Source organism: Ralstonia sp. 25mfcol4.1 (assembly GCF_900104095.1).
Classification (GTDB): domain Bacteria; phylum Pseudomonadota; class Gammaproteobacteria; order Burkholderiales; family Burkholderiaceae; genus Cupriavidus.
Window position 1 is genome coordinate 592107 of sequence record NZ_FNJO01000002.1, and the last position, 25277, is coordinate 617383.

A 25277-nucleotide genomic window follows, 5' to 3' on the forward strand; every position below is an offset into this window, starting at 1 on the left:
CGCGCAAATTCAGTTGGTATGGGTGTCGGCGACTTCGTCGGCAACCAGCGCGCCGTCGTCCGCGCGGGCATCGCCGCCGGTGCGGCGCGGCAGGTCGGTCGGCGCCACCACGCCCATCGACACGATGTACTTCAGCGCCGCGTCAACGGTCATGTCGAGTTCGATGGTGTCTGCCTTCGGCATCATCAGGAAGAAGCCCGACGTCGGGTTCGGCGTCGTCGGCACATACACGCTGACGTATTCACCCTGCAGGTGATTCTGCACGTCGCCGCCCGGACGTCCGGTCAGAAACGCGATCGTCCACGACCCTTCGCGCGGATACTGCACCAGCAGCGCCTTGCGGAACGCATTGCCCGACGACGACAGCAGCGTGTCCGACACCTGCTTCACGCTGGTATAGATCGGCCCCACCACCGGGATATGGCCCAGCAACGCTTCCCACCAGCGCACCAGGCGCTGGCCGATGAAGTTGTGCGTCAGCACGCCCACCAGCAGGATGAACAGCAGGGTCAGGATGGCGCCCAGCCCCGGGATGCGGCGCCCGAAGATGTTTTCGGGCTGCCACGCCAGCGGCAGCAGGGCCATGCTCTGGTCCATCGTGCCGATGATCAGGTTGAGCACCCACAGCGTGATGCCCAGCGGCACGAGCACGAGCAGACCGGTCAGGAACCAGGTCTTGATGGCGGACGTTTTCTTGGTAGCCACGGCTTGCCGGCGCTCAGTTGCTGCTGGCGGCCGGCGTGGCCGGTGCCGCAGGCGCGGCAGCCGGGGCGGCCGGCGCGGCATCGGCTGCCGCCGAACCAGCAGGGGCGCTGGCCGGGGCGCTGGTGCCGCCGCTGCCGCCACGGAAATCCGTCACGTACCAGCCCGAGCCCTTGAGCTGGAAGCCGGCTGCGGTCAGTTGTTTCTTGAAGGTCCCGGCGGTGCCGCAGGATGGGCAGTCCGTGAGCGGGGCATCGCTCATCTTCTGCAGCACATCGCGCCCGTGGCCGCAGGCGTCGCAACGGTAGGCATAGATCGGCATGGTTCTTTCGTGGAATCTGAAACGTAAAGCAGGTAAGTGGCTGCGCCCCGTCGGATCGACAAGGGCCTGCGCACGAAAATACCCGCGCGGCGGTGCAAAGCCGTTGATTATAAACCGTCGGCGAGGCGTCTACCGGCAGGAAATGCGGGGTTTCGGGGGCGTAATCGTCACGATTTCACACCCGCGCTTAAAAGTTAAGCAATATGCACTTCGCGGACGGGGGGCCGGTCGCTGATCCATTGCGGCAGCAGGGACCCGAACACCATGCCACTAATAGAGAACAGCAACCCCACCATCTGGGGCGGCACGGTGGCGTCGGCGAAGGCCACCTCGCAGGTCAGCCACGAGGTCAGGCCGAGCACGATGGCCAGCAGCCCCCCCTGGCGCGTGGCCGGCTTCCAGAACAGGCCGAAAGCGAGCGGCACGAACGCCGACACCAGCGTCACCTTGTAGGCGTTTTCCACCATGTGGAAGATCGACAGGTGCGAATTCAGCGCGAACAGCGTTACCAGCGTGGTAAAGACCAGCACCACCGCCTGCATCACGCGCAGGAACTGCTTGTCGCTCAAATGGCGGAAATACGGGCGCAGGATGTTCTCCGCGAACGTCACGGACGGCGCCAGCAACGTGGCCGACGCGCAGCTCTTGATGGCGGACAACAGCGCGCCGAAGAACATCACCTGCGCGAACATCGGCGCGTGGTTCAGGATCAGTTGCGGCAGGATCAGCTGCGAATCCGAATTGATGTACTTCTCGACCATCTGCGGGTCGATCAGCGTGGCCGAATAGGCCAGGAACATCGGGATGAAGGCAAAGAAGAAGTACAGTACGCCGCCCAGGACCGAGGCGCGGCCGGCGATCTGCTCGGTTTTCGACGAAGTCACGCGCTGGAACACGTCCTGCTGTGGAATCGAGCCAAGCATCATGGTGAACAGGGCCGCAGCAAACCCGATGATCTGCACCAGATCCAGCGACGGCAGGAACTCGAACTTGCCGGCCGCCGCCGCGTGCGACACCACGGCCGTCACGCCGCCGGCCTGGCCGCTCACCTCGTAGCCGATATAGAGCATGCCGATCACGATGATGATCATCTGGATGAAGTCGGTCACGGCCACCGACCACATACCGCCGAACAGCGTATAGACCAGCACGCTGGCCGCGCCGATCATCATCCCGGCTTCCTGCGACAGCGCGCCGTCCGACACGGTATAGAACACGAGGCCCAGCGCCTTGATCTGCGCCGCCACCCAGCCCAGGTAGGACACGACGATGCAAAGCGTGGTCAGCACTTCGGCCAGCCGGCCGTAGCGGTTGTGATAGTAGTCGCCGATCGTCAGCAGGTTCATCCGGTACAGCGGCCGGGCGAAGAACAGACCGACGAGGATCAGGCAGAGCGACGAACCGAAGGGGTCGGACACCACCCCCGACAGTCCTTCCTTCAGGAAGACGGCCGGGATGCCGAGCACGGTTTCAGAGCCAAACCATGTGGCGAACACCGTGGCGGTGACGATGTAGAACGGCAGGCTGCGGCCCGCGACGGCGAAGTCGGCGGTGCCCTTGACGCGCAGTGCCGCCCACAGGCCGATGCCGACCGAGATAACCCAATAGATGATGACGAACCAGATCAGCATGCCGCTGCCCATCCCAAATAGCCAGAAATGCCCTGGTGGCGAAAAACCGAATGCCGGCCGGATGCCTTGGAACGAGCCAGGCAGACCCCGCCCGGAGTCCAATTCATCGGTCGGGGCCGCTGGCGCCCGGGAGGGGGCATAGGCGGTCGTAGCCGAATCAAAACGCGGATTATAGCGACGCAGACTCCCCGGGATGAAAAAAATTCCCCGGGGCGCGGTCAAATCCCCACACTCGCACCGGCACGGTGCAGCGCGGGGCGCACGGCACCTGGCGCAGCCTTACCAGTAGCCCGCCCAGGCCAGCGCCTGCACGATCACGATGCCCGCCAGAAAGCCGCCCATCAGCATCAGCGCGGTGGAAAGCCGGCGGTTGGTGCGGCGCTGCTCGTGCACCAGCTGCGTCAGCAGGCGCTCCTGCTCACCGTTGTCCACCAGCGCACGGCGCTCCAGGAACTGGTGCGCCAGCCGCGGGAAGTCAGGCAGCATCTTGGCCCATTGCGGGGCTTCGACCTTGACGCGCTCCCAGGCGCCCTGCCAGCCGACCTGCTGGTACATCCAGCGTTCCAGGAACGGCTTCGCGGTCTTCCAGAGGTCCAGATCGGGGTCCAGCTGGGTGCCCAGTCCTTCGATATTGAGCAGCGTCTTCTGCAGCAGCACCAGCTGTGGCTGGATTTCGACGTTGAACCGGCGTGACGTCTGGAACAGGCGCATGAGCACCATGCCCAGCGAGATCTCACGCAACGGCTTGTCGAAATAGGGTTCGCAGCAGGCGCGCACCGCCGATTCCAGCTCCTCGACGCGTGTCTCCGGCGGCACCCAGCCCGACTCCACGTGCAGCAGCGCCACACGGTGGTAGTCGCGGCGGAAGAAGGCGATGAAGTTCTGTGCCAGATAGTTCTTGTCGAACTCGGACAGCGCGCCGACGATGCCGAAGTCCAGCGCGATATACCGGCCGAAGGTCTCCGGCTGCACCGACACCAGGATGTTGCCCGGGTGCATGTCGGCGTGGAAGAAGCCGTCGCGGAATACCTGCGTGAAGAAGATCTCCACGCCTTCCTCGGCCAGCTTGTGCATGTCGACGCCGGCGGCCTTCAGCGATTCGGTGCGCGAGATCGGGATGCCGTGCATCCGCTCCATCGTGAAGACGGTGCTGGTACACCAGTCCCAGAACACCTCGGGCACGCACAGCAGGTCGCTGTCGGCAAAGTTTCGGCGCAGCTGGCTGGCGTTGGCCGCCTCGATCATCAGGTCCAGTTCGTCGTGCAGGTACTTGTCGAATTCGGCCACCACCTCGCGCGGCTTCAGGCGGCGGCCGTCGACCCACACGCGCTCCAGCCACGTGGCCATGTCGCGCATCAGCGCCAGGTCGCTGTCGATCACGGGCAGCATGCCGGGCCGCAGCACCTTTACGGCCACCTCGCGGCCATGGTTCGGGCCGCCGCGCAGCGTGGCGAAGTGAACCTGCGCAATCGACGCGCTTGCCACGGGCTGGTGCTCGAAGTTCTCGTACAGCTGCGCCAGCGGCCGGCCCAGCGACTTTTCGATGATCTTCACCGCCACCGCGGAATCGAACGGCGGCACCTGATCCTGCAGCTTGGCCAGTTCGTCGGCGATATCGGGCGGCATCAGGTCGCGCCGGGTAGACAGCACCTGGCCAAACTTGACGAAAATCGGCCCCAGCGTTGTCAGCGCCAGGCGCAGGCGTTCGCCGCGCGGCTGTTCCAGCTTGCGGCCGATAGTGATCACGCGCACCAGAAACTTGATGCGCCGACTCTTGAAGCCGGACAGCACAAGCTCGTCGAGCCCGTAGTACAGGATGACGAAAATAATCTTGCAGAGACGCAGCAGGCGGGTCATGCGGGGATTTTCAAAAGACGGCGCCGCGCGAAGCGGCAGCGAAGAGTGACATGGCGATTAACGGTGGGCCGACGGAAGCTGGCCCGAAGCCCCCTCCCCCTGTCCACCCGAGCGTTCCAGGCGTTCGAGCCGCTTTTCCAGCCGCGCCAGGTCGTCCCGCACACGCGCCACGTCGGCGCCGAACCCGTCCAGCGCGGCATGGCGCACCAGGGTTGGCCGTTCGTCGAGCAGGTATTCGGTCACGTTGTCGAGCAGCGCCCGGCCCACGCGGGTGGCGCTTTCATGCGCCTGGCGCGCGCCGTCCACCATGCGCTGGGCCACGCTGTCGCTGACCGGGCCGCCCATCACGCCGCGCAGCGCACGGGACAGGTCCTCGGCCGCGTCCCAGCGCAGATTGCGCGCCAGCGTCGACACCGCATTGGCCAGTTCCGCATCGCCATCGATCCGGACATGTCGCATGGCGGCGGCCTGGCCGCCTTCGGCCACATCCGCCACCACCAGCGGCCACTGCTGCAACGGCACCCGCAGCGTCACGGCGGGCGTATCGGCTTCGGCGGCCTGCTCGATGCCGCCCGGATCCGTAATCCGCAGGGACAGCGCGAATGCCGCGGCGTCGAACCGGATGACGCGGCCGGCAAATGGCGCCAGCAGGCCGCAGGCCCAGGGCTCCTGTTCGATCAGGTGATTCAGTGCGGCGACGATCGGCGCGGCCAGGGGTATCGGCAAGGCGTTCATGGCGTCCGGTTCCGGGCAGGTCTGCCCAACAAAAAAGGCCCACGCGTACGTGGGCCTCCATTCTAAGCTACTCGGCCGCCGCTTCATGTCATCCATGCGGCGGCGGACGCGCCGCTCAGGATTCCTGCTGGATACCAGCCAGCAGCCAGCCGCCGCCGGATGCGGACTTGGCCAGGTTCCAGACCTCGCCGAACGGCTGCGCCGCTTCCCCGGCCGTCTCGCGGATCATGCCCGAGAAACGCACGCTGGCAATATGCTGCGCCGGCGTGGTCTCGATGCCCAGCAACTGGGCGTCCAGCGTGACAACGTCGGTCTTGTTCACGGACTGGCCACGCTCGGACAGGTCCATCTTGATCTCGGCGAACATTTCCGGCGTGGTGAATTCGCGGATGTCGTCCAGGTTGCCGGCGTCCCACGCAGCCTGCAGGCGCACGTAATGCACCTTGGCGTTGCGCAGGAAGGCTTCGGTATCGAAGTCGGCCGGCACGTCCCACGGCTGCTGCACCGCCGCGGCGGCTGCACCGGCGGACGCGCCGCCCATGACCGGGTTGGCTGCGGCGCCGTTGTAGCCGGCCGGCTGCACCGGTTCGGCCTGACGCAGCGTCGGCTCGGCATCGCGCGCCGCGCCGCCGAACGGCGAATTGTTGCCGTTGCCGCCCATGCCGGCGTAGGCCGGGGTCTGCGAACGTGCCGAGCCGCCGCGGAACTTGCGGAACAGCCACAGGGCGATCATCGCGATCACGGCAAACATGATCACATTGGCCAGGAAGCTGGCTGCGGCGCCACCGAGACCGAAGTGCGACAGCAGATAGCCCAGGCCCAGGCCAGCCGCGAGGCCGCCGAGCATGCCACCCCAGTTACGCTTCGGCGCCGCAGCCGCCGCGCCACCCGCGGCGCCGGCGGCCGCCGGGGCAGCCTGCTGCTGCGCGGGCTGCTGCTGGGCCGGCGCATTCTGCTGCGGCGGCGTGGCCTGACGCTGCTGCGTCACGCTCGACGATTGCTTGCCGACGCTGCGCGACCCGCCGAGGCGTTTCGCATTGGCGTCGAGTGCTGCCCCCATGGCCACCGTCATGATCAGCGCGGCCGCCAGGAATTTTCCACGAAAAGAAGACATTTGAGCTTTTCCCCTGTCATTTTCGGCCTTTATCGGCCGAACATGGCGAATTAGTACTTTCTCCCGACGTGGAGCGCCACGACTCCGGCCGTCAGGTTGAAGTATTCGACTTGTTCGAGCCCAACTTGTTCCATCAAGCGTACAAGTGAGCCCTGGTCTGGATGCATTCTGATCGATTCCGCAAGATAGCGATAGCTCGGGGCATCCCCAGCCACGCGCTCGCCCAGCCAGGGAAGCACCTTGAAAGAATAGACGTCATAGAACTTCTCGAGCGGCTTCCAGACCTTGGAGAACTCCAGCACCATCACCTTGCCGCCCGGCTTGACCACACGGCGCATCTCGGCCAGGGCGCGGTCCTTGTGCGTCATGTTGCGCAGGCCGAAGGCCACCGTGACCAAATCGAAATAGTTGTCCGGGAACGGGATCTTCTCGGCGTCGCACAGCGCCACCGGCGTGACGATGCCCTTGTCGAGCAGGCGGTCGCGGCCCACGCGCAGCATCGACTCGTTGATGTCGGTCAGCCAGACCTCGCCCTTCGGGCCGGCCTGCCTGGCGAACGCCTTGGCCAGGTCGCCCGTGCCGCCGGCGATGTCCAGTACCTTGTGGCCCGGCCGCACATTGGCCTGGGCGATCGTGAACATCTTCCAGACGCGGTGCATGCCACCGGACATCAGGTCGTTCATCACGTCGTATTTGCTGGCCACCGAGTGGAACACGCCGGCAACCTTGCCGGCCTTTTCCGATTCGTCGACCTTGTCGAACCCGAAGTGGGTTTCGCTCATTCTCAGACTCCAGGTACTAGATTCAGTGATGATGGCCGCAGGCGTGGCCACCGGCCGCCGGCATCGGCGCATCGCGGTCCAGCCCCGCGGCTTCCAGCCGCTTCAGGTAGCCGTCCCACAGCGTGTCCTGCTGGTCGCCCAGGCGGTACAGCAGCTCCCACGTATAGATGCCCGTGTCGTGGCCATCGTCGAAGCGGATCTGGATCGCATAGTTGCCCACCGGCTCCACCGCCGCGATGCCCACGTGGCGCTTGCCGGTCTGCAGCGTTTCCTGGCCGGGGCCGTGGCCCTGGACTTCGGCGGACGGCGAGTATACGCGCAGCAACTCGAACGGCAACCGCCAGGTGCGGCCATTGTCGAAGCCGACTTCCAGTACGCGCGACTGCGTGTGGACGGTCAGCGCGGTGGGGTGAGGAGTATCTTTGTCGAGGCCTGCCATGATGAATGGTCGCGGTGCCCGCCTGGGCGATCCCGGAGGACCGTTACAGCGGCGCCGTCATGCGTCTTGTACGACCCGATAGCTTACTCCACCCCCCTCGCCTTGCCCATCCCGCGGGCCGCCGCCGCTTTCGTCGCCCCGGTTCACCGGCACGTAGCGCAGACGCCGGCCATGGAAGGCGGCCACGGTGCTGCGGTGCGCGATGCTGACGATGGCGGCGCCAGGCAGCTCGTCCACCATCAGCTGATACATCGCGCGCTCGGTTTCCTCGTCCAGCGCGCTGGTGGCTTCGTCCAGGAACAGGTAATCCGGCTTCTGGAGCAGCGCCCGGGCAAAGGCCAGGCGCTGCTGCTCGCCGGGCGACAGGCGCAGCGACCAGTTGTCGAAAACGTCCAGATGCTTCGTCAGCATGCCCAGCCGCGCCTTGCGCAGCACGGCCACCAGCGTCTCGCGCGAATGGCTGTTGCCGGCGTCGGGGTACGACAGCGCATCGGCCAGCGTGCCGATCGGCAGGTAGCTGCGCTGCGGCAGGAACAGCATGCGCCGGTGCGGCACCGTGATACGGCCGCTGCCATAGGGCCAGATGCCGGCCAGCGCGCGGAACAGCACGCTCTTGCCACAGCCCGACGGCCCGTGCACCAGCCAGCGTTCGCCCGGCGCGATCGACAGCGAGAACGGCGCCACCAGCGGGCGCTGCCCCGGATGGCTGTCGGGATCGACACCTTCGTCGTCCACGCCCAGCCCGCCCCGCACCGGCAGCGCCAGGGCCAGGCCGCTGATCGAGATATCGCCCTCCGACGGGCTGGCGGACTGCACCACCTCGATATCGCCCGGGCCTTCGTGCGTCAGGTCCTGGCGCTCGGCCACGCGCATGGCATCCTGGAAATCGATCAGACGGTTGGCGGCGGCCTTCCAGCCCACCAGCGTCGAATAGCTGTCGACGAACCACGACAGCGCGCCCTGTACCTGGCCGAACGCGGAGTTGATCTGCATGAGGCCGCCCAGCGTGAGCTTGCCCGAGAAATAGCGCGGCGCGGCCACCAGCAGCGGGAAGATGATCGCGAACTGGCCGTAACCTGAATTCACGAACGTCAGGCGCCGGGTGTAGCGCATGAGCTGGTTCCAGTTTGCCCGGATCCGCTCGAAACGGGCGCGCAGGCCCGCCTGCTCGGTCGGCTCGCCGCGATAGAGCGCCACCGGCTCGCTGTTTTCGCGCAGGCGCACCAGCATGAAACGGAAGTTCGCCTCGTACTGTTCCTGCTGGAACGACAGCCCGATCAGCGGCCGCCCCACGAAGTGGGCGATCAGCGAGCCCACCACCGCGTAGCCGATGGCAAACCAGACCATGTAGCCCGGGATCGTCAGGTCCGTGCCGCCCAGTGCCAGCGTGATCGGGCCCGACACCACCCAGAGGATGCCGATGAACGACACCAGCGTCACCGCCGAATTGAGCAGCCCCATCGACAGCGTCAGCGCCCCGTCGGTGAACTGGCGCAGGTCGTCGGCCAGCCGCTGGTCGGGGTTGTCGGTCGAATGGGTCTGCTCGATGCGGTAGTAAGCCTGGTGCCCGAGCCAACGCTGCATGAAGGTGCCCGTCATCCAGGTGCGCCAGCGCATCTGCAGCATCATCTGGTAGTACTGGCGCGAGATCGCCAGCACGATGAAGCAGGCCGCGATCCACGAAAAACGCAGCAGCAGCGCCTTGAACGAGACGAAGTCGCGCTGCTCGATGGCGTTGTAGAACACGCGGTTCCACTCGTTGAGCAGCACGTTGATGTAGACGATGCCGAGGTTCAGCGCCACGACGAGCGTCAGCAGCCCCAGGCCGGCCTTGCGGTCTTCCGAGCCCCAGTACGGCTTGATCAGCGCCCAGGTGGCGGCCAGGCGCAGCCGGCTCTGGTTCTTGAGGGCCTCGGCGGGTACGGCAGGACCGGGCACGATAACGGACGACGGTGTGGATGACATGGCGCCAGCGGTTGGCCCACCGCGCAAGGCCGGCGGGCATGTTGTTGTTCGACCGGAGTCAGACGCACCGCCCGGCGGGCGGGTTCCGTACCAGACTGCTACGGCACTTTACAAGGGGACGGGAAGAATTGCAGCGGAGCCGGTCAATAACGGTCGGCAGTCGCCGGCAGCAGGCCGCGGCCGGTTGCCGGCCGGTGGCCCAACCGGCGTCAGTCCGGATCGGTCAGCATCGAAAGTGCCGTGCGCAGCGCCGGCAGTCGGCTGCCCAGTTCGGCAATGCGCGCCGCATCGGCGGCCCGTTGGGGCGCCGCCCAGACGGCTTCCGGGAAATGGGTGTCCCAGCGGTAGCGCGGGATGATGTGCCAGTGCAGGTGCGGCACCATGTTGCCGAACGCGGCCAGGTTGACCTTGTCCGGCGTCATGACTTCGCGCACCACGCGCTCGACGCGCGCCACCAGCCGCATCAGCCACGCCTGGTCGGCATCGTCCAGGTCGGTCAGCTCGGCGGCATGGTCGTTCCAGACCACGCGGCAGAATCCCGGGAAGCGGCCGTGCTCGACCAGGATCACGCGCGCGCGGTCGCCCATCCAGGCCAGCTCGCCGCCGTCGGCTTCGCAGAGCGGGCAGTTCGGAACCCGGCTCATGGCAATGGCTTACACCAGCACGCGCTCGATGCCGCCGGCGTTGGCGCGGGCCACGTACTCGGGCATCCAGTTCTCGCCCAGCAGGTGCTTGGCCATTTCCACGACGATGTAATCGGCCGTGACCGACGCATCCTCGTTGTAACGCGACAGGCCCTGCAGGCAGGACGGGCAGCTGGTCAGGATCTTGACGTCGCCGTTGAAGTCGTCGGTGCGCAGCTTGTCCGCACCCTTGCGCATCTCCTCTTCCTTGCGGAAACGGATCTGCGTCGACACATCCGGACGCGTCACGGCCAGCGTGCCCGATTCCCCGCAGCAACGCTCGTTTTTCTCGATCTTGCCGCCGCCCTGGTTGCCGCCCATCAGGTCGTTCACCAGCCTGGTCGGGTCCATCGTCTTGATCGGGGTGTGGCAGGGGTCGTGGTACATGTAGCGCGTACCGGTCACGCCTTCCAGTTTCACGCCCCTTTCGAGCAGGTACTCGTGGATGTCGATGATGCGGCAGCCCGGGAAGATCTTGTCGAACTCGTACCCGGCCAGCTGGTCGTAGCACGTGCCGCAGCTGACCACCACGGTCTTGATATCGAGGTAGTTCAGCGTATTGGCCACGCGGTGGAACAGCACGCGGTTGTCGCTGACCATCTTTTCGGCCTTGTCATACTGGCCGGCGCCGCGCTGCGGATAGCCGCAGCACAGGTAGCCCGGCGGCAGCACGGTCTGCACGCCCACGTGCCAGAGCATGGCCTGCGTGGCCAGCCCCACCTGCGAGAACAGGCGCTCCGACCCGCAGCCCGGGAAGTAGAACACGGCTTCGGTCTCGGCCGTGGTCGTCTTCGGGTTGCGGATGATCGGCACGATCTCGTTGTCTTCGATATCGAGCAGCGCGCGCGCCGTCTTCTTGGGCAGGTTCCCCGGCATCTTCTTGTTGATGAAGTGGATCACCTGCTCCTGCACCGGCGGCTTGCCAACCGTGGCGGGCGGATGCTGGGTCTGCTTCTTCGCGAACTTCTTGAGCACCTCGTTGCCCAGGCGCTGCGCCTTGTAGCCCCAGCCGATCATGGCCGCGCGGGTCATGTTGATCGTCTGCGGATTGGTCGCGTTCAGGAAGAACATCGACGCGGCGGTGCCCGGGTTGAACTTCTTCTGGCCCATCTTGCGCAGCAGGTTGCGCATGTTCATCGACACGTCGCCGAAGTCGATCTTGACCGGGCACGGCGTCACGCACTTGTGGCAGACCGTGCAGTGGTCGGCCACGTCCGAGAACTCGTCCCAGTGCTTGATCGACACGCCGCGGCGCGTCTGCTCCTCATACAGGAACGCCTCGACCAGCAGCGACGTGGCCAGGATCTTGTTGCGCGGGCTGTACAGCAGGTTGGCGCGCGGCACGTGCGTGGCGCACACGGGCTTGCACTTGCCGCAGCGCAGGCAGTCCTTGACGCTGTCGGCAATGGCGCCGATGTCGCTCTGCTGCATGATGATGGACTCGTGCCCCATCAGGCCGAACGACGGCGTGTACGCATTGCGCAGGTCGGCGCCCGGCAGCAGCTTGCCCTTGTTGAAGCGGCCCTGCGGGTCCACGCGCTGCTTGTACTCCCGGAATTCGCCGATCTCGTCTTCGGTCAGGAATTCGAGCTTGGTGATGCCGATGCCGTGCTCGCCCGAAATCACGCCGTCCAGCGAACGCGCCAGGTCCATGATGCGGGCCACCGCGCGGTGCGCGTCCTGCAGCATGTCGTAGTCGTCCGAGTTGACGGGCAGGTTCGTGTGGACGTTGCCGTCACCGGCGTGCATGTGCAGCGCCACGAACACGCGGCCGCGCAGCACCTGCTTGTGGATCTTCTGCGCCTCGTCCAGGATCGGCTTGAATTCGCCACCGTTGAAGATCTTGCGCAGTTCCGCGCGGATCTCGTTCTTCCAGCTCACGCGGATCGTACGGTCCTGCATCAGGTGGAACACCGTGGCGTCCGGCTGGCTCTGCAGGCGTTGCTCGAAGGCCGGACCCAGCAGGCCCAGGCCATGGCCGATCAGCGATGCGCGGGCGGTCTGCAGCGGCGTATCGAGGTGGTCCTGCAGATAGCGCCAGCGCGCGCGGATCTCGCGCAGCAGCGTCAGCGCATGCTGCACGCGGTCTTCCAGCAGTTCGGCGCTCGGAATCTCGTTGGCGTCGTCGCTGCGGCCCAGCGGCAGGTTGCCGCGCGCGAAGAATGCTTCCAGCTCGTCCAGCAGCTTGAGCTTGTTCTTGGTCGACAGTTCGATGTTGATGCGCTCGATGCCGTCCGTGTACTCGCCCATGCGGGGCAGCGGAATCACCACGTCCTCGTTGATCTTGAAGGCGTTGGTGTGGCGCGCGATGGCGGCGGTACGCGAGCGGTCGAGCCAGAACTTCTTGCGGGCCTCGGGGCTCACGGCGATGAAGCCTTCGCCGCTCTTGCCGTTGGCCATGCGGATTACTTCCGAGGTGGCGCGCGCCACGGCGTCTTCGTCGTCGCCGACGATATCGCCGATCAGCACCATCTTCGGGAAGGCATTGCGCTTGCTCTTGGTCGCGTAGCCGACCGCGCGCAGATAGCGTTCATCCAGATGCTCCAGCCCCGCCAGGATGGCGCCGCCCTCGCGTCTGGATTCGGCATCGAGGAAATCCTTGATCTCGACGATGCTGGGAATGGCGTCGCGCGGCTGGCCGAAGAACTCCAGGCAGACCGTGCGGATGTGCTTCGGCATGCGATGCAGGATCCAGCGCGCGCTGGTGATTATGCCGTCGCAGCCTTCCTTCTGCACGCCGGGCAGGCCGGCCAGGAACTTGTCGGTAACGTCCTTGCCCAGGCCTTCCTTGCGGAACTTGCGGCCTTCGATGGCCAGCGTCTCGGTGCGCAGCACCTTCTCGCCCGGCTTGCGGTTGCCGTCCGACCACTTCAGCTCGAACGTGGCCACCGGCACGTCATGGATCTTGCCCAGGTTGTGGTCCATGCGGGTGATCTCGAGCCAGTTGCCCTCGGGATCGACCATGCGCCACCACGCCAGGTTGTCCAGCGCCGTACCCCACAGCACGGCCTTCTTGCCGCCCGCATTCATCGCCACGTTGCCGCCGATGCACGATGCATCGATCGACGTCGGGTCCACGGCGAACACCAGGCCAGCGCGGTCGGCGGCATCGGCGACGCGGCGCGTCACCACGCCGGCGCCCGAGAAGATCGTCGCCACCTTGTGCGACACGTTGGGCAGGTCGGACATCTCCACCGCGTCCAGCTGCTCCAGCTTTTCGGTGTTGATGACGGCCGAGAACGGCGTCAGCGGCACGGCGCCGCCGGTGTAGCCGGTGCCACCCCCGCGCGGAATGATGGTCAGGCCCAGCTCGAAGCAGCCCTTGACCAGCCCCGCGATTTCTTCCTCGGTGTCCGGCGTCAGCACCACGAACGGGTATTCCACGCGCCAGTCGGTGGCGTCGGTCACGTGCGACACGCGCGACAGGCCGTCGAACTTGATGTTGTCCTTCTGGGTCACCTTGCCCAGCACACGCTGGGTGCGCTTGCGCAGCGCGTAGGCATTGGCAAATTCCTGCTGGAACGACTCGATCGCCTGCTTGGCGAACGCGACCAGCTGCTCCACGCGGTGCGAACGGTCTTCGGCGGCTGGCTCGGCGTGCTCGGCACGGTCGGCGGCGCGGCGCTTCTCGATTTCGTTCAGGCGGTGGTGCAGCGCGCTGACCAGCATCTGGCGGCGCTTGGGATTTTCCAGCAGGTCGTCCTGCAGGTAGGGATTGCGGCGGACCACCCAGATATCGCCCAGCACCTCGTAAAGCATGCGGGCCGACCGGCCGGTACGGCGTTCGCCGCGCAGTTCGTCGAGGATGCGCCAGGCTTCTTCGCCCAGCAGACGGATGACAATCTCGCGATCCGAAAACGACGTGTAGTTATAGGGGATCTCACGCAGGCGCGGCGGGGCGTCCTGCGTGGCGAGCTTGGCATCGAGCACGAGTGGGGCGTTCATGGGCGGGACCGCTTCGAAGCTGCGCACGGGGACGGTGCGCGATTTTCGTCATTAAAGGGCGATTGTACTGCAACGCCCAGTTTCGCCGCACCGCAGCAAGCCCGTTTTGGGGGAATAACCCCTGAAAATGTCCGGGATCGGCATGGATTGCATGCAATTTCGCGCATTTCAGGCATTTCCGGGCGCCTGCCCTCCCACGCCTAGAACCACTGCCGGATTGCCGCGCCCACGCCATGCCAGAACGAATCGGGAATCCAGAGCAGACTGGCTGTCATGGCCAGGTAGCGCAGAAACTTGCCGATTGCCATATAGAACAGGCTGCGCCAGAACGGCATGCGCAGCCAACCCGCCAAAGTGCACAATGGATCACCAATACCAGGCAGCCACGAAAACAGCATGGTCGGGGGCCCGTACCGGCGCATCCAGCGAAAATATCTGGCGTCCAGCCCCGGCTTGTGCCGCTTGCGAGGGTGTTTGCGATGTTCGGCATGTTCGCGCTCATGCTCGTGGTGCTGGCGCCGCTGGCGGTAACGCACCACCGCCAGCTTGGCGGCGTAGCCCAGCCACCAGTCGATGGCACCCCCCAGCGTGTTGCCGGCCGTGGCCACCAGGATCGCCGGCCAGAACATGTCCGGATTGAGCTTCACGTAGCCGAACACGGCGGGCTCCGACCCCAGCGGCAGCAGCGTGGCCGACACCAGGCTGACCACGAAAATGGCCGGCAGCCCGACCTTGGGCAGGGCTACGGTCTCGAACAGCCAGTCGATGAAGGCTTCCATGCGCGGGGACGTTGGACAGGCCGCTCAGGGCAGGGGAACCCGCATGGCAGCACCGATGGTTTTGTGATTTACTTTTAGAGCCTGTGGCGGCGGATCGTTCATTCCGCCGCAAGACCGGGCAAACCCGGCAGCACCAATATCACGAAATAGCCGTCTCAACCAAGCGGCAGTACCGCGTCGTGGCCCGTCCCGCGCAGTCTTTCATTCGGGGATCGGCGGAGCTGGCCATGCGCGCACCACCCCACATGGAGACAAGCATGGCGATTCCGATCCGCCTGACGGTCAACGGCAAGCCCGTTGACGCGCAGGTCGAACCCAACACCCTTCTGGTCCAGTTCCTGCGCGAGCAGCTTCGCCTGACCGGCACCCACGTGGGCTGCGACACCGCCCAGTGCGGGGCCTGCACCGTCCATCTGGACGGCCGTGCCGTGAAGTCCTGCAACCTGCTGGCAGTCCAGGCGGACGGGGCCAGCGTGACCACCATCGAAGGCCTGGCGGCCAACGGCGAGATGCACCCCATGCAGCAGGCGTTCCGCGAATGCCACGGCCTGCAATGCGGCTTCTGCACGCCCGGCATGGTGATGGCGGCCACGTCGCTGCTGCAGCAGCAGCCGCATGCCGATGCCCAGGCCATCCGCGAGCAGCTCGAAGGCAATCTGTGCCGCTGCACCGGCTACCACAACATCGTGCGTGCGGTGCAGCAGGGGCAGGCCGCCATGCAGGGCGACCGCGCCACGGTCAGCGCCGAATAAGGGAGGCCCGTCATGAACGCACCCGAAAAGCACCCGTTCATCGGCACGCCCGTGCGCCGCAAGGAGGACTACCGCTTCCTGACCGGCAATGGCCAGTACACCGACGACGTCACGCTGCCGCACCAGAGCTACGGCTACTTTGTGCGCTCGCCGCATGCGCATGCGCGCATCCGGTCCATCGATACGGCGGACGCCCTGGCGTCGCCCGGCGTGATCGCCGTGCTGACCGGCGACGACATGGCTGGCGACAAGGTGGGCGGCCTGCCCTGCGGCTGGCTGATCCACAGCATCGACGGCTCGCCGATGAAGGAGCCGCCCCACCCCGCCCTGGCGCACGGCAAGGTCCGCCACGTGGGCGACCAGGTGGCGCTGGTCGTCGCCGAGTCGCTGCAGCAGGCGCGCGATGCGGCCGAGAAGGTCGTGGTCGATTACGACGAGTTGCCCGCCGTGGTCAGCCCGGCCGACGCCGCCGCGGCGACCACGCTGGTCCACGACGACGTGCCGGCCAACACCTGCTACACCTGGGGCCACGGCGACCGCGCCGCCACCGACGCCGCATTCGCCAGGGCCGCCCACGTGACCACGCTGGAGATCGTCAACAACCGGCTGATCCCGAACGCCATCGAGCCGCGCGCGGTCAATGCCAGCTACACCCGCCAGGACGACAGCTACACGGTCTACGTGTCCAACCAGAACCCGCACGTGGAACGCCTGCTGATGGGCGCCTTCGTGCTGGGGCTGCCCGAATCGCGCCTGCGCATCATCGCGCCCGACGTGGGCGGCGGCTTTGGCTCGAAGATCTTCCTGTATCCGGAGGATGTGGCGCTGACCTGGGCGTCGAAGAAGGTCGGCCGCCCGGTCAAGTGGACGGCCGAGCGGTCGGAATCGTTCCTGACCGACGCTCACGGCCGCGACCACGTGACCAAGGCCGAACTGGCGCTCGATGCCGACGGCAAGTTCCTGGCCATGCGCGTGCACACGGTGGCCAACATGGGCGCGTACCTTTCCACGTTCGCCAGCAGCGTGCCGACGATTCTCTACGCCACGCTGCTCGCCGGCCAGTACGCCACCCCGGCCATCTACGCCGAGGTGCAGGCCGTCTTCACGAACACGTCGCCCGTCGATGCCTATCGCGGCGCGGGCCGGCCCGAAGCCACCTACGTGGTGGAACGCCTGGTCGAAGCCGCCGCGCATGAGACCGGCACCGACCCGGCCACGCTGCGCCGCAAGAACTTCATCCGCACCTTCCCCTACGCCACGCCCGTGGGCCTGACCTACGACACCGGCGACTACGAGCCCTGCCTGGCGCGGGCCCAGGAACTGGCCGACGTGGCCGGCTTCCCGGCGCGCCGCGACGCCGCAAAGCAGCGCGGCAAGCTGCGCGGGCTTGGCTACTCTTGCTACATCGAGGCCTGCGGGCTGGCCCCGTCGAACATCGCCGGGGCCCTTGGCGCGCGTGCGGGGCTGTTCGAAGTGGGCGAGATCCGCGTCCACCCGACCGGCACGGTAACCGTGTTCACCGGGTCGCATAGCCACGGGCAGGGCCACGAGACCACGTTCGCGCAGATCGTGGCGGACCGGCTGGGCATTGCGATGGATGCCGTGGAGATCGTGCATGGCGACACCGGCCGCGTGCCGTTCGGCATGGGCACCTACGGCTCGCGCTCGCTGGCCGTGGGCGGTTCGGCCATCATGAAGGCGCTGGACAAGATCGAGGCCAAGGCCAAGAAGATTGCCGCGCACCTGCTGGAAGCCTCCGACGCCGACATCGAGTTCCAGGACGGCGTGTTCCGCGTGGCCGGCACCGATCGCACCAAGACCTTCGGCGAGGTGGCGCTGACCGCCTACGTGCCGCACAACTACCCGCTCGACAAGCTCGAACCGGGCCTGAACGAAAACGCGTTCTACGACCCGACCAACTTCACGTATCCGTCGGGCGCCTATATCTGCGAGGTCGAGGTCGACCCCGACACGGGCGAGTCGCACGTCGTCAAGTTCACGGCGGTGGACGACTTCGGCAACGTCATCAACCCGATGATCGTCGAGGGCCAGGTACACGGCGGCATCGGCCAGGGGCTGGGCCAGGCCATGCTGGAGCAGTGCATCTACGATCCCGACAGCGGCCAGTTGCTGACCGGTTCCTACATGGACTACGCCATGCCGCGCGCCGGCGACCTGCCCGACTTCACGGTGGAAACCGCCAGCGGCACGCCGTGCACGCACAACCCGCTGGGCGTGAAGGGCTGCGGTGAGGCCGGTGCCATCGGGTCACCGCCGGCGTTCATCAACGCGCTGGTCGATGCGCTGTCCCCGCTGGGCGTGCACGACGTGCAGATGCCCGCCACGCCGCACCGCGTGTGGCAGGCCATCCAGGCTGCCCAGGGCAGCGCCGCATAACGGAGGAGACGACCATGTACGCATTCCAGTATGAACGCGCCACGGACGCCGGCGCCGCAGTGGCCAAGCTCAAGGCCGATGGCGAGGCCAAGTTCCTGGCCGGCGGGCAAAGCCTGCTGGCCGCGATGAAGTTGCGCCTGGCCGCCCCATCGACGCTGGTCGACATCTCGCGCATTCCGGGCATCGCGGACATCACGGTGCAAGGCGACGAACTGGTGATCGGCGCCGCCGCGCGCCACGCCGACGTGGCCGCCAACGCCGAGGTCATGCGGCGCATTCCGGCGCTGGCCGCGCTGGCATTCGGCATCGGCGACCGCCAGGTGCGCGCGATGGGCACGATTGGCGGGTCGCTGGCCAACGACGATCCCGCCGCAGACTACCCGGCGGCAGTGCTCGGCCTGAACGCCACCGTCGTCACCGACCGTCGCAGCATTGCCGCCGATGACTTCTTCAAGGGCCTCTATGAGACTGCGCTGGCGCCTGACGAGCTGATCACGGCCGTACGGTTCCCCGTGCCCGACCGCGCTGCCTACATCAAGTTCCGCAACCCGGCGTCGCGCTTCGCGCTGGTGGGCGTGATGGTGGCGCGCACCGGCCAGGCCGTACGCGTGGCCGTGACAGGCGCGGCCGACAGCGTGTTCCGCGCGCCGGCGCTCGAACAGGCGCTGACCGCCAGTTTCACCGTGGCGGCGGCACGCGCGGTGAAGGTCGATCCATCCGGCCTCAACCGCGACCTGCATGCCTCGCCCGAGTACCGCGCGCACCTGATTCCGGTGCTGACGGCCAGGGCCGTGGAACAGGCGCTGAAGGGATAGTGTCGCCTGCGGCTCACCCGCCCCTCTGGTTTGCTTCCCGCTCCCGCAAAGCGGGAGCGGGCCGGGGGAGAGGGCACGGCATGTCAAACGCCACCATGCTGGACCACACCGACGGCTTCGCCCGCCCCTTTGGTTGGCTACCCTCTCCCGCAGGCGGGAGAGGGGCCGGGGGAGAGGGCACGGCATATCAGGCACCACCATGCCGGATCACACCGACGGCTTCGCTGGATGTGGCCGCTTGCTGTACCACCCCTCTCCTCCCCCATGAGGGGAGAGGGAGCCAGGACACCAGTGTCTGCGTCCACCTGGGCGTGGCTCGCGGCAGTGGCCGTTAAACAACCATCGGCTTCGTTGAATTGGCTTCGTTGAATTGGCTTCGTTAACCTGCCTGCTGCCGTGACAATGCTTCCCACCTCCATCGACCAGACCCTCACCCAGCTCGAAGCCCAGCAGTACTTCGCCGATCGCGAGACCGCCACCGTGCTGTACCTGGCCCTGCGCATGCACCGGCCGCTGTTCCTGGAAGGCGAGCCCGGCGTTGGCAAGACAGCGCTGGCACAGGCCATGGCTGGCATGCTCGGCACGCGCCTGCTGCGGCTGCAGTGCTATGAGGGGCTCGATGCCGCCAGTGCGCTCTACGAGTGGGACTACCCGCGCCAGATCATGGCGCTGCGTCTGGCCGAAGCGCGCGGCGAGCGGCCCGAGCAGCAATCGCTCTACCACGACGACTACCTGCTCAAGCGGCCGCTGCTTGAATCGCTGCTGCCGGACCCCGCCCGGCCCGATGTGCCGCGCGTGCTGCTGATCGACGAGATCGACCGCGCCGACGAGCCGTTCGAGGCCTTCCTGCTCGAAGTGCTGTCCGAGTATCAGGTGTCGATCCCCGAAATCGGCGTGATCCGCGCCGAACGCCCGCCGCTGATCGTCATCACGTCGAACCGCACCCGCGAGGTACACGACGCGCTCAAGCGCCGCTGCCTGTACCAGTGGATGGGCTACCCGGGCCGCGACCGGGAACTGCAGATCGTGGCCGCCCGTGCGCCCGAAGCCGCCGCGGCGCTGCAGCAGCAGGCGGTGGACTTCATCCACCGGCTGCGCGGCATCGACCTGTTCAAGGCACCCGGCATTGCCGAAGCCATCGACTGGTGCCGCGCGCTGGCCGCGCTGGGCGTGACCGAACTCGATCCGCAGTCGGTACGCAACACGCTGGGCGTGCTGCTCAAGTACCAGGACGACCTGGCGCGCGCCGATGGCCCCACCATCGCCGACCTGCTGGCCGGCGCCGCGCCGGCCGCCTGATATGCCGCCCGACGTGCCGCCCCATCGCACTGCCTTGCCGATGCTGGCTCGCAACGTGACCCATTTCACGCGGCTGCTGCGCGATGCGGGCTTTGGCCTGTCGCCGGCCCATGCCGTCGATGCGCTGGACGCCTTGCGCCACATCGACATCGGCGCGCGCAGCGAAGTCCGTGCCGCGCTGGCCGCGTTGATGCTGTCCGGGCCCGACCAGCGGCCGCTGTTCGATGCCGCCTTCGACCTGTTCTGGCGCGATCCCGACTGGGAAGGCAAGCTGCGCGCGATGCTGCTGCCGCGCGTGGACGCCGGCGCGCCGCCGCCCAGGCGCAGCAATCGCCTTGCCGATGCACTGGCGGCGCGCCAGCCGGCGGCCCGCAGGCCGGACCAGCCGATGCGCGAGGAACGCTTCACCGCCCCGCTGACCTTCTCCGACCGCGAGCGTCTGGCAAGCCGCGACTTCGAAACGCTGACCGCCGATGAATGGCGGGCCCTGCAGCATCTGGTACGCACGCGCCGCGCCCACCTGGCGCTGCAACGCACGCGCCGGCTCCGGGCCGCCGCCTGCGGCACCCATGCCGACCTGCGTGCCAGCGCGCGGCTGGCCGTGCGCCAGCATGGCGAATGGCTGCGCTGGAAATATCGCAAACGTGCCGAGCGCAAGCCGCCCGTGGTGCTGCTGCTCGACATCTCGGGCTCGATGAGCCAGTACTCGCGCGCGGTGCTGTACTTCTGCCATGCGCTGATGCAGTCGCGCGAGCGCATGCACGTATTCCTGTTCGGCACGCGGCTGACCAACGTTACCCGTGCGCTGCGCGAACGCGACCCCGACGACGCCGTGACGCTGATTACCGAACAGGTGCGCGACTGGGCCGGCGGCACCCGCATCGGCGCCGCGCTGGCCGCCTTCAACCGGCAGTGGGCACGCCGCACCCTGAGCGGCCGCGCCACCGTGCTGTTCGCAAGCGACGGCATCGACCTGGAACACATCGACCTGCTGGAACGGGAAATGGCGCGGCTGCGCCGCTTCGCGCACCGCATCGTGTGGCTCAATCCGCTGCTGCGCTACGCTGAGTTCGCGCCCCAGGCGCGCGGCATCCAGGCCATCCTGCCGCATGTGGATGCGCTGCGCCCGGCCCACAACCTTGACAGCCTGCTGGCACTGGAAACGCTGCTGGCGGACACCGGCAGGCCCCCGGCCCCGCCATCGGACAGACAAACCGCCCCCCGACAAGGAAATCCGCCATGGAAATGAACCAGACCCAGCGCCTGCCCGTGCCGCAACAGGTGGCATGGGAGGCGCTGAACGACATAGCCCTGCTCAAGCAATGTATTCCCGGATGTGAGAGCATCGAGCCCGATGGCGAAAACGCCTACCAGCTTGCGCTGACCGCCGCCGTGGGGCCGGTCAAGGCGCGCTTCAAGGGACGCATGGCCCTGCAGGACATCCAGGCGCCGGACCGCTACACGATCCAGTTCGACGGACAGGGCGGCGCGGCCGGCTTTGGCAAGGGGTCCGCCCAGGTCACGCTGACGCCCGAGGGCGACGAGACGCTGCTCACTTATGTGGTGCAGGCGCAGGTGGGCGGCAAGATCGCGCAGATCGGCTCGCGGCTGGTGGATGCCGCGGCGCGCAAGATGGCCGATGCGTTTTTCGTGCGCTTCACCGAGGCCGTGGGCGGCAGCCCCGGCGACGATGACGCGCCGGACAGTGACAACAACGACAACACCCAGAGCAACGGGGCCGCCGGGGCCGACAACGGCGACGGCGGCGAGGAACAGACGAAGAAGCGGAAACGATCATGGACAGCGTGGATCTCGAAGTCCTGAAAAGCAGCGTGAAGTGGCAGCAGGAAGGACACGGCGTATTGCTGGTGACGGTGGTCAGGACATGGGGCTCGTCGCCCCGGCCTGAAGGCGCGATGCTGGCGGTGCGCGACGACGGCCTTGTGGTCGGCTCGGTCTCGGGCGGATGCATCGAGGACGACATCATTTATCGCGTGCACAAGGAAGGCATCCGGGCCACGCGCCCCGAAGCCATGAAGTACGGCATCAGCGCCGAGGAAGCCCATCGCTTCGGCCTGCCCTGCGGCGGCACCATCGAACTGGTGGCCGAACCGCTGGCACCGCACAGCGGCCTTGCCGAACTGCTGCAGGCGGTGGAAGGCGGCCGGCTGGTGGCGCGTTCGCTGGACATGGCCACCGGCCGGGCCACGCTGGGCCACGCCGTGGCGACCGACGGCCTGGCGTTCGACGGCCAGACGCTGATGACCATCCACGGGCCGCGCTATCGCATGCTGGTGATCGGCGCGGGCCAGTTGTCGAAGTACCTGTGCCAGATTGCCGTGGGCCTGGGCTTCCAGGTCACCGTCTGCGACCCGCGCGAGGAATACACCGAGACCTGGGACATCCCCGGCGTGACGATGGTGCGCACGATGCCCGACGACACGGTCGAGGCCATGCAGCTCGACGAACGCTGCGCGGTGATCGCGCTCACGCACGACCCGAAGCTGGACGACCTGGCGCTGATGGAGGCCCTGCGCACACCCGCGTTCTACGTGGGCGCGCTAGGCTCGCGCCGCAACAACCAGGCGCGGCGCGAGCGGCTCAAGGAGTTCGACCTGACCGACCTGCAGCTGGCCCGCCTGCACGGCCCGGTGGGTATCTATATCGGCAGCCGCACGCCGCCCGAGATCGCGATCTCGATCCTGGCCGAGGTGGTTGCCGCCAAGAACCACGTGTCGCTGCCCGACATCCTTCAGGTGGAAGGCGCCAAGGCCGCCCGCGAAATCGCGGCCGGCGAAGTCGAGTGTCCGATCCTGCCCGGCGGCGTTCCCGCCGCACAGCCATGAGCAGACACGCCCGTGCCCCGCTGACGCAGACCGATCTGCCCACGGGCATCCTGCTGGCGGCGGGCTTCGGCAGGCGCTTCGATCCTGCCGGCCTGCGCAACAAGCTGCTCGAAACACTGCCCGATGGCCGCACCGTGGCCTGGCGCAGCGCGCGCACGCTGGCAGCCGGTCTGCCCAATTCGATTGCCGTGGTGCGCCCCGGCATGCCGGAACTGGCCGAGGAGTTGCGGCGCGGCGGCTGCAGGGTGATCGAGGCCCCGGAAGCCGAAGCCGGCATGGGTGCGGCCCTGCGCGCGGGCGTGGCAGCCTGCGCCGATGCGCGCGGCTGGGTGGTGGCCCTGGCCGACATGCCGTGGCTGTCGATGGAACTGGTGCGAGCGGTGGCCCTCACAATCACATCGCGCGACACCATCGCCGCGCCGTGGCGCGACGGGCAACGCGGCCACCCCGTGGGATTCGGCGCGGCGTGGAAAGACGAACTGCTGAAGCTCGATGGCGACGAAGGCGCGCGTGCGCTGCTGAAGTCGCAGCCGGTCACGCGCATCCTGACCGAGGATGACGGGGCGTTCCGGGATATCGACCTGCCGGGGGATCTGGTCTAGCGGACGACATACCGTCCGCTGCTTTCTGGCTTCCCTCTCCCATGCAATGGGAGAGGGGTTGGGGGGAGAGGGCCTTGAGGTTCTGCTTGCCGATCCGTCGCATCTGGGATGGCCCGCCCTCCCCCGCCCCTCTCCCGCCCCTCTCCCGCCAGCGGGAGAGGGGCGAAAACCTCGACGTTCCGGGCCATCAGCCCCCCTCCGTCTCCATCAGCGCCCGCAGGTACTCGCTGCTCCACCAGTGCACGTCCTGCTGGCGGATGCGTTCCAGCAGCTTCTGGTGCCGGGCACGGCGTTCCGACAGCGGCATGTGCAGCGCCTGCTGGATCGCCTGCGCCGTGGCGCGGGTATCGTAGGGATTCACCAGCAGCGCCTCCTTCAGCTGCTCGGCGGCGCCGGCAAAGCGCGACAGCACCAGCACGCCCGGATCGTCGGGATCCTGTGCGGCGATGTATTCCTTGGCCACCAGGTTCATGCCATCGCGCAACGGGGTGACCAGCGCCACGCAGCTGGCGCGGCACAGGCCCGGCAAGCGCCGGCGCGACGTGGACCGATGGATGTAGCGCACCGGCATCCAGTCCAGCTCGCCGTATTCGCTGTTGATGGCGCCGGTGATACCTTCCATCTCGCGGCGCAGGTCGGCATAGGCATCCACCGATTCGCGCGATGGCGCGGCAATCTGGATCAGCGTGGCACTTGACCGGTTCTCGGGATACTCGGCCAGCAGCGTCTGGTACGCCTTGAGCCGCTGCGGCAGGCCCTTCGAATAGTCGAGCCGGTCGATACCGAGCAGCAGCCGGCGCCGCGCATACTGGCCGCGCATCATCTCGTAGGTTTCCACGGCCTCATTGCCGCGTCCGAGTTCGGCAAACTCGTCGACATCGATGCCAATCGGAAACGCCTGCGCGCGCACGGTGCGGTGGAACGCGCGGAAGCGGTATTCGCCCATCGGCTCCGCCCCGGCCTCGCCCTGCACGTAGCGCGAGAAATGGTCCAGGTCCGCCTGGCTCTGGAAGCCGAGCAGATCGTAGGCGAACAGCGCGCGCATCAGCCATTCGTGCTGCGGGATGGCCGCCAGGATCAGCGGCGGCGGCAGCGGCACGTGCAGGAAGAACCCGATGCGCTGGCCGCAGCCGATGGCGCGCAGCTCGGCCGCCAGCGGGATCAGGTGATAGTCGTGGATCCAGATCACGTCGTCGGGTTTCAGCAGCGGCGCCAACTTGCGCGCGAACAGCTGGTTCACGCGGCGGTAGGCGTTGAGATTGCCGCCGGCGTCGAAGTCCGCCAGGTCCACGCGGTAGTGCAGCACCGGCCAGAGCACGCCGTTGCTGTAGCCGAGGTAGTACGCGTCATGATCTTCGCGGCACAGGTCCACGGTGGCCAGCGTCACGTTGCCCGCCTGCACCTGGTGCACCTCGCCTTCGCCCGGCGTGCCGCCCTGCGCGGTTTCCAGTACCTTGCCGCTCCAGCCGAACCAGAGGCCGCCCGTCTTGTTGAGCGCCTCGGAAAGTGCCACGGCCAGCCCGCCCGCCGCGTGGTTGCGGGGGTCCGCGACCCGGTTCGATACCGCTACTAGTCTGCCCATATATCGCTTGTTGTTGTTGCCAATCCCTTC

Annotated in this window: 21 protein-coding genes; 8 read left to right on the forward strand and 13 right to left on the reverse strand. The window is 67.1% G+C overall.

Annotation, left to right across the window (positions count from 1 at the left end):
* Positions 1–9: 9 nt before the first annotated feature.
* The 12 genes from BLQ58_RS05785 to BLQ58_RS05840 form a co-directional block, all read right to left on the reverse strand.
* Positions 10–705 (reverse strand): DUF502 domain-containing protein, encoded by a 696-nt coding sequence (locus tag BLQ58_RS05785; protein WP_092595401.1) that lies wholly within the window; start codon positions 703–705, stop codon positions 10–12.
* A 13-nt stretch (positions 706–718) separates the two neighbouring features.
* Positions 719–1024 (reverse strand): FmdB family zinc ribbon protein, encoded by a 306-nt coding sequence (locus BLQ58_RS05790; protein ID WP_092595403.1) that lies wholly within the window; start codon positions 1022–1024, stop codon positions 719–721.
* 194 nt (positions 1025–1218) lie between these two features.
* Positions 1219–2655: a high affinity choline transporter 1 gene (locus tag BLQ58_RS05795; protein ID WP_092595550.1), complete on the reverse strand. Its 1437-nt coding sequence runs from the start codon at positions 2653–2655 to the stop codon at positions 1219–1221.
* A gap of 279 nt (positions 2656–2934) precedes the next feature.
* Positions 2935–4512, reverse strand: coding sequence for a ubiquinone biosynthesis regulatory protein kinase UbiB (ubiB, locus tag BLQ58_RS05800; protein ID WP_092595405.1), 1578 nt, complete (start codon positions 4510–4512; stop codon positions 2935–2937).
* 57 nt (positions 4513–4569) lie between these two features.
* Positions 4570–5247: a ubiquinone biosynthesis accessory factor UbiJ gene (locus tag BLQ58_RS05805; protein WP_092595407.1), complete on the reverse strand. Its 678-nt coding sequence runs from the start codon at positions 5245–5247 to the stop codon at positions 4570–4572.
* A 115-nt stretch (positions 5248–5362) separates the two neighbouring features.
* Positions 5363–6361: a Tim44 domain-containing protein gene (locus BLQ58_RS05810; RefSeq protein ID WP_092595408.1), complete on the reverse strand. Its 999-nt coding sequence runs from the start codon at positions 6359–6361 to the stop codon at positions 5363–5365.
* 50 nt (positions 6362–6411) lie between these two features.
* The gene (ubiE, locus tag BLQ58_RS05815; RefSeq protein WP_092595410.1) at positions 6412–7143 is read right to left on the reverse strand and encodes a bifunctional demethylmenaquinone methyltransferase/2-methoxy-6-polyprenyl-1,4-benzoquinol methylase UbiE; all 732 of its coding nucleotides are present in this window, start codon (positions 7141–7143) and stop codon (positions 6412–6414) included.
* A gap of 22 nt (positions 7144–7165) precedes the next feature.
* Positions 7166–7582 (reverse strand): gamma-butyrobetaine hydroxylase family protein, encoded by a 417-nt coding sequence (locus BLQ58_RS05820; protein WP_092595411.1) that lies wholly within the window; start codon positions 7580–7582, stop codon positions 7166–7168.
* A gap of 57 nt (positions 7583–7639) precedes the next feature.
* Positions 7640–9547, reverse strand: coding sequence for an ABC transporter ATP-binding protein/permease (locus tag BLQ58_RS05825; protein WP_092595413.1), 1908 nt, complete (start codon positions 9545–9547; stop codon positions 7640–7642).
* 209 nt (positions 9548–9756) lie between these two features.
* The gene (locus BLQ58_RS05830; protein WP_092595415.1) at positions 9757–10191 is read right to left on the reverse strand and encodes an HIT family protein; all 435 of its coding nucleotides are present in this window, start codon (positions 10189–10191) and stop codon (positions 9757–9759) included.
* Between the two features lie 9 nt (positions 10192–10200).
* On the reverse strand, positions 10201–14175 hold the full coding sequence (locus tag BLQ58_RS05835; protein ID WP_092595552.1) for a DUF3683 domain-containing protein: 3975 nt from the start codon (positions 14173–14175) through the stop codon (positions 10201–10203).
* A 200-nt stretch (positions 14176–14375) separates the two neighbouring features.
* On the reverse strand, positions 14376–14954 hold the full coding sequence (locus BLQ58_RS05840) for a YqaA family protein (protein WP_092595417.1): 579 nt from the start codon (positions 14952–14954) through the stop codon (positions 14376–14378).
* A 257-nt stretch (positions 14955–15211) separates the two neighbouring features.
* Between BLQ58_RS05840 and BLQ58_RS05845 the strand changes: the two genes are divergently transcribed.
* The 8 genes from BLQ58_RS05845 to BLQ58_RS05880 all read left to right on the forward strand — a co-directional run bounded on the left by BLQ58_RS05845 (position 15212) and on the right by BLQ58_RS05880 (position 23665).
* Positions 15212–15706, forward strand: a complete 495-nt coding sequence (locus tag BLQ58_RS05845; RefSeq protein WP_092595419.1) for a (2Fe-2S)-binding protein — start codon at positions 15212–15214, stop codon at positions 15704–15706.
* 12 nt (positions 15707–15718) lie between these two features.
* Positions 15719–18103: a xanthine dehydrogenase family protein molybdopterin-binding subunit gene (locus BLQ58_RS05850; RefSeq protein ID WP_092595421.1), complete on the forward strand. Its 2385-nt coding sequence runs from the start codon at positions 15719–15721 to the stop codon at positions 18101–18103.
* A 14-nt stretch (positions 18104–18117) separates the two neighbouring features.
* Complete coding sequence (locus BLQ58_RS05855; RefSeq protein WP_092595423.1) at positions 18118–18918, forward strand: FAD binding domain-containing protein; 801 nt, start codon at positions 18118–18120, stop codon at positions 18916–18918.
* A 402-nt stretch (positions 18919–19320) separates the two neighbouring features.
* Positions 19321–20217: an AAA family ATPase gene (locus tag BLQ58_RS05860; RefSeq protein ID WP_092595425.1), complete on the forward strand. Its 897-nt coding sequence runs from the start codon at positions 19321–19323 to the stop codon at positions 20215–20217.
* A gap of 1 nt (position 20218) precedes the next feature.
* Positions 20219–21466, forward strand: a complete 1248-nt coding sequence (locus BLQ58_RS05865; protein ID WP_092595554.1) for a vWA domain-containing protein — start codon at positions 20219–20221, stop codon at positions 21464–21466.
* Positions 21457–22041 (forward strand): SRPBCC family protein, encoded by a 585-nt coding sequence (locus tag BLQ58_RS05870; protein ID WP_092595427.1) that lies wholly within the window; start codon positions 21457–21459, stop codon positions 22039–22041. The genes BLQ58_RS05865 and BLQ58_RS05870 overlap by 10 nt, the downstream gene beginning before the upstream one ends.
* Positions 22014–23063, forward strand: a complete 1050-nt coding sequence (locus BLQ58_RS05875) for an XdhC family protein (protein WP_092595429.1) — start codon at positions 22014–22016, stop codon at positions 23061–23063. The genes BLQ58_RS05870 and BLQ58_RS05875 overlap by 28 nt, the downstream gene beginning before the upstream one ends.
* The gene (locus BLQ58_RS05880; RefSeq protein ID WP_092595431.1) at positions 23060–23665 is read left to right on the forward strand and encodes a nucleotidyltransferase family protein; all 606 of its coding nucleotides are present in this window, start codon (positions 23060–23062) and stop codon (positions 23663–23665) included. The genes BLQ58_RS05875 and BLQ58_RS05880 overlap by 4 nt, the downstream gene beginning before the upstream one ends.
* A gap of 187 nt (positions 23666–23852) precedes the next feature.
* Here the strand turns inward: BLQ58_RS05880 and BLQ58_RS05885 are convergent, their stop codons facing one another.
* A complete protein-coding gene (locus tag BLQ58_RS05885; protein WP_092595433.1) occupies positions 23853–25247 on the reverse strand; it encodes an alpha,alpha-trehalose-phosphate synthase (UDP-forming) in 1395 nt (464 codons plus the stop codon).
* Between the last annotated feature and the right edge of the window lie 30 nt (positions 25248–25277).

What these genes read in the sequence shown, in the direction of transcription:
- BLQ58_RS05790 (WP_092595403.1), bottom strand. Translation starts at nt 1,024, where the DNA reads ATGCCGATCTATGCCTACCGTTGCGACGCCTGCGGCCACGGGCGCGAT.
- BLQ58_RS05795 (WP_092595550.1), bottom strand. Translation starts at nt 2,655, where the DNA reads ATGCTGATCTGGTTCGTCATCATCTATTGGGTTATCTCGGTCGGCATC.
- ubiB (WP_092595405.1), bottom strand. Translation starts at nt 4,512, where the DNA reads ATGACCCGCCTGCTGCGTCTCTGCAAGATTATTTTCGTCATCCTGTAC.
- BLQ58_RS05805 (WP_092595407.1), bottom strand. Translation starts at nt 5,247, where the DNA reads ATGAACGCCTTGCCGATACCCCTGGCCGCGCCGATCGTCGCCGCACTG.
- BLQ58_RS05810 (WP_092595408.1), bottom strand. Translation starts at nt 6,361, where the DNA reads ATGTCTTCTTTTCGTGGAAAATTCCTGGCGGCCGCGCTGATCATGACG.
- ubiE (WP_092595410.1), bottom strand. Translation starts at nt 7,143, where the DNA reads ATGAGCGAAACCCACTTCGGGTTCGACAAGGTCGACGAATCGGAAAAG.
- BLQ58_RS05820 (WP_092595411.1), bottom strand. Translation starts at nt 7,582, where the DNA reads ATGGCAGGCCTCGACAAAGATACTCCTCACCCCACCGCGCTGACCGTC.
- BLQ58_RS05825 (WP_092595413.1), bottom strand. Translation starts at nt 9,547, where the DNA reads ATGTCATCCACACCGTCGTCCGTTATCGTGCCCGGTCCTGCCGTACCC.
- BLQ58_RS05830 (WP_092595415.1), bottom strand. Translation starts at nt 10,191, where the DNA reads ATGAGCCGGGTTCCGAACTGCCCGCTCTGCGAAGCCGACGGCGGCGAG.
- BLQ58_RS05835 (WP_092595552.1), bottom strand. Translation starts at nt 14,175, where the DNA reads ATGAACGCCCCACTCGTGCTCGATGCCAAGCTCGCCACGCAGGACGCC.
- BLQ58_RS05840 (WP_092595417.1), bottom strand. Translation starts at nt 14,954, where the DNA reads ATGGAAGCCTTCATCGACTGGCTGTTCGAGACCGTAGCCCTGCCCAAG.
- BLQ58_RS05845 (WP_092595419.1), top strand. Translation starts at nt 15,212, where the DNA reads ATGGCGATTCCGATCCGCCTGACGGTCAACGGCAAGCCCGTTGACGCG.
- BLQ58_RS05850 (WP_092595421.1), top strand. Translation starts at nt 15,719, where the DNA reads ATGAACGCACCCGAAAAGCACCCGTTCATCGGCACGCCCGTGCGCCGC.
- BLQ58_RS05855 (WP_092595423.1), top strand. Translation starts at nt 18,118, where the DNA reads ATGTACGCATTCCAGTATGAACGCGCCACGGACGCCGGCGCCGCAGTG.
- BLQ58_RS05860 (WP_092595425.1), top strand. Translation starts at nt 19,321, where the DNA reads ATGCTTCCCACCTCCATCGACCAGACCCTCACCCAGCTCGAAGCCCAG.
- BLQ58_RS05865 (WP_092595554.1), top strand. Translation starts at nt 20,219, where the DNA reads ATGCCGCCCGACGTGCCGCCCCATCGCACTGCCTTGCCGATGCTGGCT.
- BLQ58_RS05870 (WP_092595427.1), top strand. Translation starts at nt 21,457, where the DNA reads ATGGAAATGAACCAGACCCAGCGCCTGCCCGTGCCGCAACAGGTGGCA.
- BLQ58_RS05875 (WP_092595429.1), top strand. Translation starts at nt 22,014, where the DNA reads ATGGACAGCGTGGATCTCGAAGTCCTGAAAAGCAGCGTGAAGTGGCAG.
- BLQ58_RS05880 (WP_092595431.1), top strand. Translation starts at nt 23,060, where the DNA reads ATGAGCAGACACGCCCGTGCCCCGCTGACGCAGACCGATCTGCCCACG.
- BLQ58_RS05885 (WP_092595433.1), bottom strand. Translation starts at nt 25,247, where the DNA reads ATGGGCAGACTAGTAGCGGTATCGAACCGGGTCGCGGACCCCCGCAAC.